Origin of the sequence: Liquorilactobacillus ghanensis DSM 18630 (assembly GCF_001435235.1) — a bacterium.
GTDB classification, from domain to species: Bacteria; Bacillota; Bacilli; order Lactobacillales; family Lactobacillaceae; genus Liquorilactobacillus; species Liquorilactobacillus ghanensis.
Genome location: NZ_AZGB01000022.1, coordinates 59,288 through 73,026, shown reverse-complemented (window position 1 = coordinate 73,026; position 13,739 = coordinate 59,288). Strand labels below are relative to the sequence as shown.

The window sequence follows — 13,739 nt, the reverse complement described above, 5'->3', positions numbered from 1 at the left end:
CACGCGTTTTTATTTTCTCAAAAAAAGCCATGGTTATCTTCCATGACTTTTCAAATTATCTACTATAAATTTTTAAAAATGCTTATATTGGGTTCTGCCCCATTTTAATTTTAAAATTATTTTAGGCAGATTATAATAGTAAGCAATTACTGCCAAGATTCCTAAGGCCAGCAAGCCATAAACACAAGAAAATAGGAATGAAGCAATTCGCGTATCAGCAACTGAAAATAAACTGAGGATTCCCAACAATCCAGTTGCTAAAACAGCAAAAATCAAATTTGCTCGACTTAATAGTCCGAGATCGGCAAAATCAGCTAGTTTGGTTTCGTTAGATAATTTCATCAAGTAATAAACGCAATACCCTGCAACTAAACCAAACGAAATGGCAGTTGCCCACAGTGCTCCGTAATCATGAAAGAAATAAACCAGCGGATATTGCAAAATAAATTTAATTAAAAGTGTAATGCTGAGTAAAATGACCGCCATACGATGTTTCCCCAACGACTGGATCAAAGTAAAAACGTCGGTAAAAATCGCTTGAACGAATGTAATCAAAATTGACCAAAACATTAGCCAGCTACCATGCAAATTATAACCAAAAAAGACTGTATTGATTCGACCGGCTAATAAAGCCAAGATAATAGTTACCGGGGCCAGTAAACCAAACAGCAATCGAAAATTATCTTGAATAATTACTGCCGCTTTTTGCGGATCAGCGTGTGCACTGGCTAAAAGCGGTAAAGTCGTCCCCGAAATTGCAATCGCCAACGAAACAATTACTGTGGTAATCTTACTGGGATTAGCAGAAAAAAGTGTAAACATATTTTGAATAGCGGTCAAGCTCAGTTGACTGCCGAGTCGCATGATCTGCTTAAAGGTAAACTGATCAATCAGCTGCGCAATTGTGATTGCCGAACCGACGTAAACGAAAGGCAGTGCTTCTTTACAAATCTGCCAAAATAATTGTTTGGTATTTAAACCTGTAGCTGGCTGACTAGCAGCCTTTAATTCTTGGTAAAGCGGTTTTTGGCGGTGATAATAATTCATTAAGTAAGCCAAACTCGCAATTGCACCGGTAAATGCCGCAAATGTACTTAGAGCTACTGCAACTTCCAACGAAGTATGCAATAAAGTATAACTGATAAAAGTTAATAACAAGATGCTGAGTACACGAACCAATTGCTCAACTAATTGCGATACGCCAAAGGGCTTCATATCTTCATTTCCCTGAAACCACCCGCGAATAATACTCATTACCGGTAAAATAAACAGGGCTGGTACCAAAGCACGAATAATACTGACTGCTGACGCGCCACCCAGAATTGGTGAACTACCAGCCACAGCCGGTGCTGCAAAGTAAAACAGCAATCCGCAGACTAACCCGGAGATACACATAAAAAAGATGGCAGCCCGAAATAGTTGTTGGCTGTCACGAAAACGCTGCTCGGAATTATAAATAGCAATTTTTCGTGAAATAGCTGTTGGAAAACCGGAAGTTCCTAATGCTAAAAATAATGCATATGGCGTATACGCAGCATTAAATAAAGCCTGCGCTGTATATTGGTTTTGTTGTGAACCTAACATCAGCAACCAAGGAATAATATAAATTACTCCGAGTATCCGTGAAAAAATACTGCCAAAAGACATCCAAAATGTCCCTGATAACATTTTATTTTTCAAAAAAATTCCTCAATTCGTCAAATCGTGTTAATTGTTAATACCACTAGTATCTAATTTAACACGAAAGCTGCCCCAGAGTTTTTAACATTTTTTTAAACTATTCCGATCACCAATTATTTTGTGCGATTAATTGCTGGGCAGTTTGACGATAATTATGAGCCGCATTTTCTTTATGAACATTAGTTTCAGTATAAGTAAAAGTTCCTGTTTGCAATAAGAAAGTATACAATCTTGCAAATGGAACCCGGCGTTTTTCAGCTAACTTGATTTCTGAATCTACATCATAAGGAACAGACAGAAATTGGCAATCCAATAATTGCCGGTCAGCAATCGTTAAGATGGCATACTTAGCCTGAGCAGCAGCCAAACTTTGCTGCTTGGAAACGGCCAATCCAATACTACCGGGATTAATAATCAACCGGCCATCACTTGTTTGCCGCAATAAAACCTGATGAGTGTGACCATAAATTGCCACTTGAGCAGTTGAAGCAGCTAACAATTCATCAAAATTAGCTTGCGGAGCTGTTGGAACGGTCAAGTGTCCCCGACAGCTGGTTGGTGTTGCATGAAAAATACGCAGTTTAAGCTTTTCAATAGTTACTTCTTGACACAAAGGCAAGTTAGCCAGCCAGCTAAACTCATTATGCGTTAAATAACGACGATCAAATTCGGAAGTAATAATAGCCAAAATTGCCTTCTCATTATCAGCAAAATTTTGAAATTTTTGCTGCAGCAGACTTTGATAAACTTGTTCATGGTTACCAATTACCCAAGCTGCTGGATGTTTGGCTTGAAGGGCATGAAGACATTTTTCTGGAGCAGGTCCGCGATTGACAATATCACCTAAAACTAAATAATCATCAACCTTACGTTGCGACGCATCAGTTAAAACTGCTTGCAAGGCAGTATAATTTCCATGAACATCAGCAATCAATGCTATTTTTTTCAAAATAATAACCTCTTTTATGATTTTAAATAGTAAAAATATTTTTTTGTTCAGAATAATCCAATCATATTTCAATCTTAACCATAATTAGAAGGCTCCACCACCTGAGCCGCCACCAAAGCCGCCAGAACTGCCACCGCTGAAGCCACCGGAACTACCATTGGCTGAAGCTGAAGTTATGCTGGATGAAAAACTTTTGGCAAAGTTTGCTCCAAAATTAATATTATTACCGCTAGCCGAGATTGGATAATATAAAAAGAAAGTATTATTTAATTCTTCAACACTGAAATTAGTTTCAATTGCAGCTGCAACTTTGGGTGCTAAACCAAAAACCACTGCATATGGCATCACATTTTCCCAAAGAACCAGTTCGCCGACTTCTTTCAAATTAAAACGGCCGATATCTGCCAGCATTTTTTTAAAGCCGCGCAGCTGATTAACCAATACCAATCCGCTAGCAGTATATGGCGAGTGTTTTTTCAAAAAGAAACCGACTATCCCAACAATCAACAAACTTAAGACTCCAGCAGCAACAATCAATAGTTTTTGCTGCAGCAAAATACTACCGGCCAACAGCAATCCACACGCCAGAATTGTTAAAATAGTAATTAAATTATCACGAAATCTAATGGGTTCCTTTAAATATTTCTGTGAGTCAGCCAATTTTTTCTGCTTTTTTTGCCATGAAGTAAAGGCTTTTTGCAACGATGCACTGGTAGTCTTTTTTTTACCAGCCTGCTTAAGTTGAGTTAAAGTGAAACTTTCACCATCGCCAACTTTATTAAAGAGTCGTCTCCAAATAGTTGCTGATTTTAGCAGCTGCTGATCCAAGAGCGTAATTCGATAATCGGATTTGGTTTTACCAAATTTAGTTTTACCTGGCAGCTCTTCAATTTTTATTTTTCGCTGCACTGCTAATTCTAACAAAGTTGCACTCAAGGCCTTGGTATCCGGCTTCCGATTATGCAAGATAGCTTGACAAACGGCGACTGGCAAACTGGGAAGCTCAAACGAATGAACTGCATGTCGCCATGACACCGGCCAAGCTTGTTGCGGATACTTATTTCGTAAAATAAGTATGGAAACTAATAAAAACAATATACAACCTAGACCAAACATTCCGCCAAAAAGTAGGTGTTGTAACAATATATGTCGTTTTTTCTGTTGATTTGATTTTTTAGCCAAAGCAGCCTCTTGTTTTTGGACAACCTTTTTTCTTTTTTCCGATTTGATCAATTCGTTTTCAAAGGTAACTCCCGGTGAGAACAGTAAATGACTTTCAATGAACGAGTTTTCTGGATTGCTCTTAGCTGTGATTACCACCCGTCCTTTGGCTCGATCAACATCGACGTGACCGTCAGTATCGGCATGCACCCAAGCCTGCAGCTGATCAACCGGATGTCGTGGCAGTTGAATAGTAATTTTGACATTATTTAAAGGCACATCCCAGCCGCTGCCGATAATTTTCCAATTCAGTTCCGCCGTATCAATCCAATTGATAACAACATCAGTGATTTTATAGCGATAAATAAAGGTTGCAGTCTGATTATCAAGTGAATGAAAAACTTTTAATTTAATTTTATTACCAGGTTCAGTTTCTTGATAAGTATTATCTAGTCCATTATATGCGAGCGGGATTTGTCTTGTTTCCCCTGCTTGCTGGACAGCAACTGATACATCTTCTATTTCCTGCTGTTTTCCAAGCGCTTGCTGATAATAAACGCCATGCGCGGAATCAGCAAATTTATACCGGATTCGCTGCGTTAAAATAACCGAGCCATCAGTTTGAACATTAGCCTGCACCCGATAATTTGTAATTTCATAATCCGGATCAGCATGAACATTTATTGAAAAAATAGTTAATAAACCAACAAAGAAGCCTACTAAAATACCTAACCCTTGTTTTTTCATCTAACTCCCCCAAAATTTAATAATTTCCCCTAAGTGAATTATCTCAAACTTAACTTGTTTTGTGAACTATTAATCATTCAGCAAAAATTATGTTAAAATAAATCTTGAAAGGAGCAAAAAACAATGGAAAAACAAATCTATCAACTGTTAAATGAACAGGTCAACAAAGAATTTCAATCAGCATATATTTATTTGGATTTTTATAATTTCTTTGAAGAACGCCGCTTGCATGGCTTTTCAAAATGGTATAAAGATCAGGCAAATGAAGAAATAGAACACGGTTGGCGTTTCATCAACTTTTTACATGATATGGATCAAAAAGTTAATTTGACACCAATTGAGCATACTTCACAAACCTATGCCTCCATTAAAGAAGTTATGGAGGGTGGGCTGAAGCATGAACAATATATTAGCGATTGCATCCGCAAGATTTATCAGCTGGCTCAAGAAAAAAATGATTTTGAAACACAAAATTTTTTAAATTATTTTATCAGCGAACAAATCGAAGAAGAAGTCAACGCCCGCAATTTGATCGCTAAATATGATTTAGTTGATGGCAAAGACTTATTAACTCTGGATGAGCAAATGGGTCAAAGTTCTGATCACAAATAATAGCTTTAGCTGTAAATTTAAAAGGAGCTGGACAAGTTTTATTGTCGCAGTTCCTTTTTTTACTTAGAAAAAATATTTTTAAGCTTACCAGCAACCCGCAATGCCAGCAAATACTGCTTACGGGTCCGAGCGATCAATCGATAGCGTTGCGGATGTTTTCGATAGAATTGTTGGTGATAGTTTTCGGCTGGCCAAAATTTGGTTGCTGTTTCAATTGGAACAACAATCGGTTTAGAAAATTTTCTAGCATCATTTAATGCTTGTTTAGATTTTTCGGCAGCTTGTCGCTGTTGCCGATCCCGAACAAAAATGACCGGTCGATAATTGCTGCCGCGGTCATTAATTTGACCATCGACATCTGTTGGATCAATTAATTTCCAATAAAGTTCCAACAAATCTTCATAATCAATCTCGCGACTGTCAAAAATAATTTCAACCGCCTCAACATGACCGGTATTTTGACTGCTGACGGTTTCGTAAGTTGGTGCTGCAGTTTTGCCACCGGTATAACCAGAAATAACTGCTATAATACCCGGCCGAAGCTCAAATGGTTCAACTAAACACCAAAAACAGCCACCAGCAAAAATTGCCCGCTTTTGCCAAGGCGGATCTGACGCAAAATGAATCGTCAAATCAAATGATTGACCACCGTTTTCATCATGACTGAGAATGGCGTAAAAATCAGCAACCGCCGGCGTAAGGTTATTTCGAACTGCGAGTGGACGTAAACGATATTCAAGTTCAGCCCAAACCGTGGCTACATTTCGTTCTGTTAGTGCATTTTTAGCCGCAACTAATTGTTGCCTCTCCCAATCACGAGTAGCCGGATTCAAAATTAAATTATAAACTTGTTCAGATAAGTTGGGCAGATCATTCATTGATTTTACCTTCTTTGATAAATACGTTCAGTCTCCTATCAAAGTAAGAAAACCAAAAAATAGGTCCTTTTGTCAACTAGAATGACTTATGCTGAAGTGGTTTACAAATTAGCTTTTTTGAACGGTCTTTTCAAAGCGCTGCATAATTTGACGCAAGTCTTCTGCAGAAACGATTGCCTGCTGATCAGCAACCTGTTTGAAAATCGGGAAAATCTTATGCATATCAGCAGATGTAATTTGATACCCCAGCTGTTTTAATTTTGCAGCAACAGCATGTGAGCCGGACAATTTGCCTAATGGAATTGAAGAATGTGCAATTCCAACACTTTGTGGTGTTAAAATTTCGTAAGTAGCATGATTTTTCAAAAAACCGTCTTGATGGATTCCTGATTCATGCGCAAAAACATTGGCACCGATAATTGGTTTATTATGTGGAATCGGCATCTTGGATTTTTCACTGACTAATTTTGCCAGTTCATAGGTTTTGGTTAAATCAACCTGGTTTTCAACTTGGTAAAAATCTTTTCTGACATCCATTGCAGCCGCAACTTCTTCCAATGCTGTATTACCAGCCCGTTCGCCGATTCCATTGATTGTTCCTTCAATTCGACTGGCTCCGTGTTTAACAGCAGCCAAAGCATTTGCGGTTGCCATCCCTAAATCATTGTGACAATGAACTGAAAATGTGACTCGATCAAATTCTGGAATATTTTCTTTTAAATAATCAAATAATGCTCCAAATTCATCAGGATTGGTATAGCCAGTAGTATCTGGAATATTAATTACATCGGCTCCGGCATTAATGGCTGTCCGAATAGCTGTTACTAAAAAATTCCATTCAGTTCGAGTGGCATCTTCTGGTGAGAATTCAACATGTTCAAATGATTTATGCGCATAACTAACGCATTCATTGATTTTTTTAATTACTGCTGCTTGATCCATATGCAGTTTGGCTTCTCGATGAATTGGACTGGTAGCAATGAAAACATGAATTTGACCAGTTGGAGCATCGGCTAAAGCTTGAGTTACTGCATCAATATCTTTTTTTACGCATCTGGCTAATCCGATGACATTACAGTTTGTGACATTCTTACCGATCTGCCGAACTGCCTTAAAATCATTTTCAGAAGCAACTGGAAAACCGGCTTCGATTACATCGGCACCCCAATCAGCAATTTTTTGTGCCAGTATCAGCTTGTCTTGAATCGAGAAATTCACCCCGATAGTTTGTTCGCCATCACGTAATGTTGTATCGAAAAATTGGATTTGTTTGGTCATATTTAACTCCCCCTAAATTTTTAAAAATATAAAATAAAAAACGCCTCATTCATGTAGAATGAGACGCTTCTATCTTGCACGAGCCCCATCCTACAATACCAAATAGGACTCGACAAATTGTCAGAGTCCTCGGTCATAGTAGTAGGGCGAATTCAATTGAATAATTAAATTGCAGTTTTTCCATGATGAAAACTCCTTTCGTAATTGCTTGTCACTAATCTAACTTGTTTTTATAAGAAAGTCAAGCTTAATTATTAAAATAATTAAATTGTAATAAATTTATTCCGATTTCAATTATCAAAAACTAATAGTTTTAAATTAATTGACGCCTAAATCGTTGATTTATTTTGCTGCTGCCATTTAAAGTATGCTAACAACCAAGCAGCCAGTAAACATAATGTTAACCAAATTCCCAACTGATTAAAGTTCAAATTAGATAGCCAATTTAACTTAGTCCTGCTTTGCTTGATAAAGCTGGTAGCAACTTGTAGCAATTCAATAAGGCCGATGGAAAATGCAGCAACGACTGAAACTAAAGTAACCGTTAAATTGTAATAAATTTTACGATCAGGACTGGCAAAGGCCCAACGATAAGCACTGGTGATCATAACAGAATCAGTGGTGTCCATTAAATTCATTCCAGCGGCGAACATTACCGGAAAAACTAAATTATTCCAACCAAGCAATGTTTGATCACTGCTGGCGGCAATTGCTAATAAAGCAATTTCCGTCGCTGTATCGAACCCTAAACCAAATAAAAAACCAATCGGATACATTTGCCAACTTCGTTTAACTAAATTCAACAAAGGCATTAAAATTCGAACTAAGAAACCGCGCTTGGCTAATAATTGATTTAATTTTCGGTCATTCAAAAGATGGTTGGCTTTCTTTCTAGCAATTTGAAATAAATTACTCAAAATCACTACGTTAGCAAATGCTAACAGTAATAAAAAGATACCTGAAACGGTTCCGCCAATTAAATTACCAGTTTTTTCTAGAAATGGTAAGTCCGTTTTAAATAATTTTAGTGAGAAATTTACTGCAACAACTAGCAAAAAAACAACGGTTGAATGTCCCAAAGAAAAATAGAACCCTGTTCCGGCAGCTTCTTGCTGCTGATTAATTAACTTGCGAACAGTATTATCAATAGCTGCAATATGATCGGCATCAAAAGCATGCCGCAAACCTAAAGTATACGCAATTAAACCCAAGCCCCAAACGGCTGTGTGCTGTTTAGCAATCAAGAATAACCAACCCAAAGCAAATGACTGCAGTATTAACACAAAGAAATAGTAACGGAAATTTATAGTAGTTAATTTTTTTCTCATTTTTTCCACTCCAAATCAATAAATTAAAAACAACAGAACGGCTATTATAAAAATGACCGACCTGCTGTTTGTATTTGTCCCAACTTCTAAAAAATTCCTTGATAAATTTCCGCTGCAACAACAGCTCCCGCAATTGGAGCGATAATTGGAACCCAACTATAGCTGAATTGTGAACTTTTTTTAAATTTAAAGGGCCAAACAGCATGTAGTAGCCTTGGACCCAAATCACGAGCTGGATTCAAAGCTGGTCCTGTTGGTCCACCAAAAGATACCACCAGACACATCACTAAAAAGCCTAAACCAATAAAATCAGCACGTGAATCAACTTTATCAGCCGTAATGCATAAAGCTCCCAACACTAACAGAAATGTTCCGATAAATTCGTTAATAAAGCCATTTAACCAGCTATTAGCTGCATCGATCGTAGCAAAAGTCCCTAAAATACTTTCTGAGTTAGTGGTTTCATCGTAATACGGTTTATAAGCTAAAACGATTAATAGTTGTCCACCAATTGCCCCTAATAACTGAGCTACAATATATGGCAAGACCTCATTCCACGGAAAATTACCGGTAGCAGCTAATGCAATTGTCATCGCCGGATTGATCTGAGCTCCAGAAACATTTGCAAACATCAATGCCGGAATCATCACACCGATTCCATAACCAAAACCTATTAATACCCAACCACCGTGAAAGCCTTTAGTTCCTTTTAACTCAACATTTGCTACTGAGCCGTTTCCCAAAGCCACCATAACTGCCGTTCCAATAAACTCTGCCAGGCAACGAACTAATAATGAATAATGCATTTTTTTACCCCACTAAAATTTTTTCTTTTTTCGCTGCTGAAAGAGTTTGATTCATCCGACCGCTAACAAATCCTTCCAAATCAACAGAAACATACTCGTACCCTAATGATTGCAATTTAGCAGTAACTTGATCTTTTTGTGCAACTAAGTCATTCATGCGATCTGCTGGGACTTCAATTCGAGCTAATTTATCATGGACCCGAACTCGGACAGTACCAAAACCAACATGACGCAAGTAAGATTCTGCAGCAATTACTTGTTGCAATTTAGCACTGGTTAATTCAGTATAGTATGGGAAACGAGACGAAACTGAACAAGAAGCAACTTTATTCCAGTTAGTTAAGCCGTGTTCTTGAGCTAATTGACGAACATCAGTTTTATAAAATCCAGCAACTTGCAAAACGGAAACCGCCCCAGCCTCATCACGGGCACGTAAACCAGGACGAAAATCTGCTTCATCATCCATGATCATGCCATCTAAAACAGCATCAGCGTTAAATTTAGCAGCTATTCGATGCAATTGATGATAAAAAATCTGCTTCATGTAGTACCATGATTCCGGCGTGTTATGCTTGATATGCTTTTCTGCCAAATAATCAAGCTGAATTCCTTTGACATTAACTTCCATCTTAGCAGCCAGATCAATTGCTTTTACATATTCTTCTTCACTGAATAATTCAGAATCAGCCACAACTGCCAAAACGTTCTCTTTACCTAAAACCTGTAAAGCTTCATTTAAAATTAATGTTGAGTCAATTCCACCGGAAAAGCCGACAACTACCCGATCATAGTTAGCTAAAACTGATTGTAATTTTTGTTCCTTGTTGTTTAATAAATTCATTGTTAAATTCCTTTCATTTGAGGATTTTGACGTATTTCAGCCAAAATTTTTGTTTTTAATTCGGTTAGTGAGCAATGGTTTAAAGTAGCTAACCTGACTAATTCTTGATGTTCAAACGTTATTTTACTGATATCAGCATAAGTTAGTTCTTTAATGTGTAACTCACCGTAAGAAGTTGCGATTAACTTAATTTTTCGTTGCATAATTTCCCGTTGCAGTAATTTTTGCCGAACACCAATTGCCGGTGTTTTAGCGAATAAATACTTAATAAGAATTTGCCGCTGTCTTGGTTCGACCAATAAGCAAAGTTTATAAGCCGGTCGTCCTTTCTTCATCACAATTGGTTCGCTCCAAGCATCCTTAGCTCCACGTTCCAACAAATCTGTAATTGCATCAGCCAACTGTTCACCTGTAATATCATCTAAATTGGTTTCAATTAACATGACTTGATCTTGCTTTTGTTCAACAGCCTGATTACTAAGTAAAGAATTATAAATACTGGCGCGTAAAGCATTTAAACTGCCAATTTCTCGTTTACCGAAACCGTAACCGGTTTTTTCAAGGATTCCGTCGGGATTTGTATCAAATCCAGTTGCAAAACATTTAACTAGTGCCATACCTGTTGGCGTTATTAACTCGGTTTTTACCTCCGGCCGCAGATGAACCGAAATTTTTGTTCCAACTCGCAGTTGCATAACTGCTGGGACAGGCACGGGAACAATTCCGTGGGCGATTTTAATTGTACCTGTTCCATCAGCTAAATTATTGACAATAACTTGATCAATTTTCATTAAGTCAAGTGCAATCGCCGCACCAGTCAGATCAACAATCGAATCAATCGCACCAACTTCATGAAAATGAATTTCACTGATTTCTTTTTGATGAACATGCGCCTCAGCTAAAGCAATTTCTTGAAATAACTTGAGTGTCCGTTGTTTAACTGAATCATTTAAATTACTGCGTTCGATTAGTTGTTTAATAGTCGCAAAACTCCGGCCGTGATGGTGACCATGTTCAGTAATTCCATTATCCTTAATTTGCTGATCAGCTAAAATGACATCAAAATCAGTTCCATAAATACTTGAATGGCTTGTTCGTTTAACTTGCAATTGATAACCACCAACGTTTAACTTAGCCAATTCTTTTTCCAATGCTGACCGTGAGAGTCCCAAATCAAATAAAGCTCCTAAAAACATATCCCCACTGATGCCGGAAAAAGCATCTAATACTAACGTTTTCATTTGATTTTCTCCTTAACGGCTAAATGATTGATCATGCTGGCATTAAAAGCAGCACCAAATCCATTATCAATATTGACAACACTAATTCCGGCAGAACAACTGTTTAGCATCCCCAATAAAGGAGTAAGTCCGTTTAAATGGCTGCCGTAACCAATACTTGTTGGTACGCCAATTACCGGTTGATTGACCAAGCCACCAATAACGCTCACTAATGCGCCTTCCATCCCAGCAATTACAATAATTACCTTAGCTTGACGAATAACTTCTAACTTGGCAAATAATCGTTGAATTCCAGCAACACCGACATCATAAATGCGAGTTACATGATTACCAAAAAATTCCGCTGTGATCGCTGCTTCTTCTGCAACTTTAATATCGGAAGTTCCGGCAGTAACAATCGCAATCTCACCAATATGAACTGATTTCTTTGGGTTTAATGTCATAATTTGAGCGACTGCATCATAGTCCAAGTCAGGAAATTCCTTTTGAATCTTAACGGCTTTTTCAGGTATTACGCGAGTAACTAAAATCGACTGACCTTGTTTTTTCATGACGCTTGCAATTCCACAAATTTGTGCTGCTGTTTTGCCTGCTCCGTAAATTACTTCTGAATAGCCCGTGCGTTTTTCTCTGGCTGTATCAATTTTGGCATAATTCAATTCTGTAAAATCAGTTTTGCTCAGCTTATTTGCGGCTTGCTGCGGAGTAATCTTATGAGCAGCAACGTGTTCCAGCTCGATTAGTAATTCATTTTTTTTCATCAGATCAGTCCTTAACAATAACGCCCAAGCCATCAGGAATCACTGTAACTTTTGCGGACTCGCCTGCTCGATCGTAAGCTGAGGCTAAAGCCTGCTCGATCGAGGTCGCTAACTCCATGTGCATATTAGTTACCAGACTCGGTTCAACTAAGTCTGATACCAGGATTACATGATGATTAGATAAAATTCGGGCCAAAATTTGAGAAGTCCATTGATCTGGAACAGTTTTTAAACGCGGTGTATTGGTAGCGAGTTCCAAAAAGTCTTGCGGTTTAGCCACATCTGCTAAATTATGATAAAAACCAACACCACCGTGACCATCACGACAACCAGCAACGATAATAATTGTTCCGTTTTGTTTGTTGCTTGCTTCAGCCGCTGTCATTCCCTTAACTGCCTGATAAATATTTTGATCCAGTGGGTAGCCGCCATTGGTTGTCACTGTGATATCACTTTTGATAGCTTTAACACCAGCCAAATCGCCAACAAAGTCTGTACCTTTTTTATGGGCAGCCTCTAAATCACCAGCAAAAGATGCAATAATTTTCTTGTTTTCGTCTAAAACAACATTTAAAATAAATTTCAATCCAGCTTTTTTTGCTGCATATACCATGTCGTGATGAACCAGATTATGCTGTAAATTACCGGTTCTTGAATGTTTATCAGCAATAAATTCACCAGAATGGTTGGCCATAATCGTCTTATAAGATGAAATACCTGGCAAAACAGATTTGCGCCCACCAGAAAAACCGGCAAAGAAATGTGATTCAATAAATCCTTCGGAAATCAACAAATCGGCCTCGGCAGCTATTTTATTGATAATTAAATCACCACCAGAGGGGAGCTGGCCGATTTTGACCATATCAGCATCTTCTTGAGATTTATGCATCACAATTTCCTCATTAGCAACGATCTCTTTACCATATTTAGCAACTAATTCTTCATGAGTTGAGGGACGATGAAATCCAGTTGCAACTAAGATTCTAATTCGTGCTGCTGGAGCTGCTTGCCGCAAGCGCTGCAATAAAATCGGAGTAATAATATGTGACGGAACTGGCCGAGTGTGATCTGAACTGATAATCACAATATTCTTTTTGTCTTTGGCTAAAGTCTCTAGTTTAGGACTACCAATTGGATCATCGAGTGATTTTTCCACCAGTTCTTTTTCTGAAAAATGCGTCTGATAAGTAGCTGCTTTGGAAACTAATGTTCCAGCTAAGTTAGCTGAATTAATTTTAGCAGTTACAAAACCATGGTCATAAGGAAGCTTAATTTCTACCATGTGAATTTCTCCTTCTTGCTTATTTGATAACTTACTTTTTTCATGATACCTATTTAAAATCAATTCTCATTGTCAATCATGATTGTTAAATTCAATTAGCATTTTTTAATATCATTTGTTATTATCAAATGATAAGGTAATGTGATACCTGATATTGGTAGAATAGGCTCTGACT

12 protein-coding genes are annotated in these 13,739 nt (G+C 37.8%); 1 reads left to right on the top strand and 11 read right to left on the bottom strand.

The annotated features are described in order from the left end of the window. Window positions 1-72: 72 nt before the first annotated feature. The 3 genes from FC89_RS09540 to FC89_RS09530 all read right to left on the bottom strand — a co-directional run bounded on the left by FC89_RS09540 (window position 73) and on the right by FC89_RS09530 (window position 4,537). On the bottom strand, window positions 73-1,680 hold the full coding sequence (locus FC89_RS09540; RefSeq protein ID WP_057872331.1) for a putative polysaccharide biosynthesis protein: 1,608 nt from the start codon (window positions 1,678-1,680) through the stop codon (window positions 73-75). Window positions 1,681-1,786: 106 nt separating this feature from the next. Continuing rightward, complete coding sequence (locus tag FC89_RS09535) at window positions 1,787-2,629, bottom strand: metallophosphoesterase family protein (RefSeq protein WP_057872330.1); 843 nt, start codon at window positions 2,627-2,629, stop codon at window positions 1,787-1,789. Window positions 2,630-2,713: 84 nt separating this feature from the next. Beyond that, complete coding sequence (locus tag FC89_RS09530) at window positions 2,714-4,537, bottom strand: DUF2207 domain-containing protein (RefSeq protein ID WP_057872329.1); 1,824 nt, start codon at window positions 4,535-4,537, stop codon at window positions 2,714-2,716. 123 nt (window positions 4,538-4,660) lie between these two features. On the opposite strand from FC89_RS09530, the gene FC89_RS09525 reads away from it, so the two are divergent. Continuing rightward, window positions 4,661-5,149, top strand: a complete 489-nt coding sequence (locus FC89_RS09525) for a ferritin (protein ID WP_057872328.1) — start codon at window positions 4,661-4,663, stop codon at window positions 5,147-5,149. 59 nt (window positions 5,150-5,208) lie between these two features. Here the strand turns inward: FC89_RS09525 and msrA are convergent, their stop codons facing one another. The 8 genes from msrA to larA form a co-directional block, all read right to left on the bottom strand. Next, on the bottom strand, window positions 5,209-6,027 hold the full coding sequence (msrA, locus tag FC89_RS09520) for a peptide-methionine (S)-S-oxide reductase MsrA (protein ID WP_057872327.1): 819 nt from the start codon (window positions 6,025-6,027) through the stop codon (window positions 5,209-5,211). Window positions 6,028-6,135: 108 nt separating this feature from the next. Next, window positions 6,136-7,305, bottom strand: a complete 1,170-nt coding sequence (locus FC89_RS09515) for a 2-isopropylmalate synthase (RefSeq protein ID WP_057872326.1) — start codon at window positions 7,303-7,305, stop codon at window positions 6,136-6,138. A gap of 329 nt (window positions 7,306-7,634) precedes the next feature. Then, window positions 7,635-8,633: a HoxN/HupN/NixA family nickel/cobalt transporter gene (locus tag FC89_RS09510; protein WP_057872325.1), complete on the bottom strand. Its 999-nt coding sequence runs from the start codon at window positions 8,631-8,633 to the stop codon at window positions 7,635-7,637. Window positions 8,634-8,719: 86 nt separating this feature from the next. Beyond that, window positions 8,720-9,439: an MIP/aquaporin family protein gene (locus FC89_RS09505; protein WP_057872324.1), complete on the bottom strand. Its 720-nt coding sequence runs from the start codon at window positions 9,437-9,439 to the stop codon at window positions 8,720-8,722. Between the two features lie 4 nt (window positions 9,440-9,443). Then, window positions 9,444-10,280 carry an ATP-dependent sacrificial sulfur transferase LarE gene (larE, locus tag FC89_RS09500; RefSeq protein WP_057872323.1) on the bottom strand — a complete coding sequence of 279 codons (837 nt, stop codon included), beginning with the start codon at window positions 10,278-10,280 and terminating at the stop codon, window positions 9,444-9,446. Window positions 10,281-10,282: 2 nt separating this feature from the next. Continuing rightward, complete coding sequence (gene larC / locus FC89_RS09495) at window positions 10,283-11,521, bottom strand: nickel pincer cofactor biosynthesis protein LarC (protein ID WP_057872322.1); 1,239 nt, start codon at window positions 11,519-11,521, stop codon at window positions 10,283-10,285. Continuing rightward, window positions 11,518-12,282, bottom strand: coding sequence for a nickel pincer cofactor biosynthesis protein LarB (larB, locus tag FC89_RS09490; protein WP_057872372.1), 765 nt, complete (start codon window positions 12,280-12,282; stop codon window positions 11,518-11,520). Before larB ends, larC begins: the two co-directional genes overlap by 4 nt. Before the next feature lie 4 nt (window positions 12,283-12,286). Beyond that, window positions 12,287-13,564: a nickel-dependent lactate racemase gene (larA, locus tag FC89_RS09485; RefSeq protein ID WP_057872321.1), complete on the bottom strand. Its 1,278-nt coding sequence runs from the start codon at window positions 13,562-13,564 to the stop codon at window positions 12,287-12,289. Between the last annotated feature and the right edge of the window lie 175 nt (window positions 13,565-13,739).

What these genes read in the sequence shown, in the direction of transcription:
- larE (WP_057872323.1), bottom strand. Translation starts at nt 10,280, where the DNA reads ATGAATTTATTAAACAACAAGGAACAAAAATTACAATCAGTTTTAGCT.
- FC89_RS09525 (WP_057872328.1), top strand. Translation starts at nt 4,661, where the DNA reads ATGGAAAAACAAATCTATCAACTGTTAAATGAACAGGTCAACAAAGAA.
- FC89_RS09530 (WP_057872329.1), bottom strand. Translation starts at nt 4,537, where the DNA reads ATGAAAAAACAAGGGTTAGGTATTTTAGTAGGCTTCTTTGTTGGTTTA.
- larA (WP_057872321.1), bottom strand. Translation starts at nt 13,564, where the DNA reads ATGGTAGAAATTAAGCTTCCTTATGACCATGGTTTTGTAACTGCTAAA.
- larC (WP_057872322.1), bottom strand. Translation starts at nt 11,521, where the DNA reads ATGAAAACGTTAGTATTAGATGCTTTTTCCGGCATCAGTGGGGATATG.
- FC89_RS09510 (WP_057872325.1), bottom strand. Translation starts at nt 8,633, where the DNA reads ATGAGAAAAAAATTAACTACTATAAATTTCCGTTACTATTTCTTTGTG.
- FC89_RS09515 (WP_057872326.1), bottom strand. Translation starts at nt 7,305, where the DNA reads ATGACCAAACAAATCCAATTTTTCGATACAACATTACGTGATGGCGAA.
- msrA (WP_057872327.1), bottom strand. Translation starts at nt 6,027, where the DNA reads ATGAATGATCTGCCCAACTTATCTGAACAAGTTTATAATTTAATTTTG.
- larB (WP_057872372.1), bottom strand. Translation starts at nt 12,282, where the DNA reads ATGAAAAAAAATGAATTACTAATCGAGCTGGAACACGTTGCTGCTCAT.
- FC89_RS09505 (WP_057872324.1), bottom strand. Translation starts at nt 9,439, where the DNA reads ATGCATTATTCATTATTAGTTCGTTGCCTGGCAGAGTTTATTGGAACG.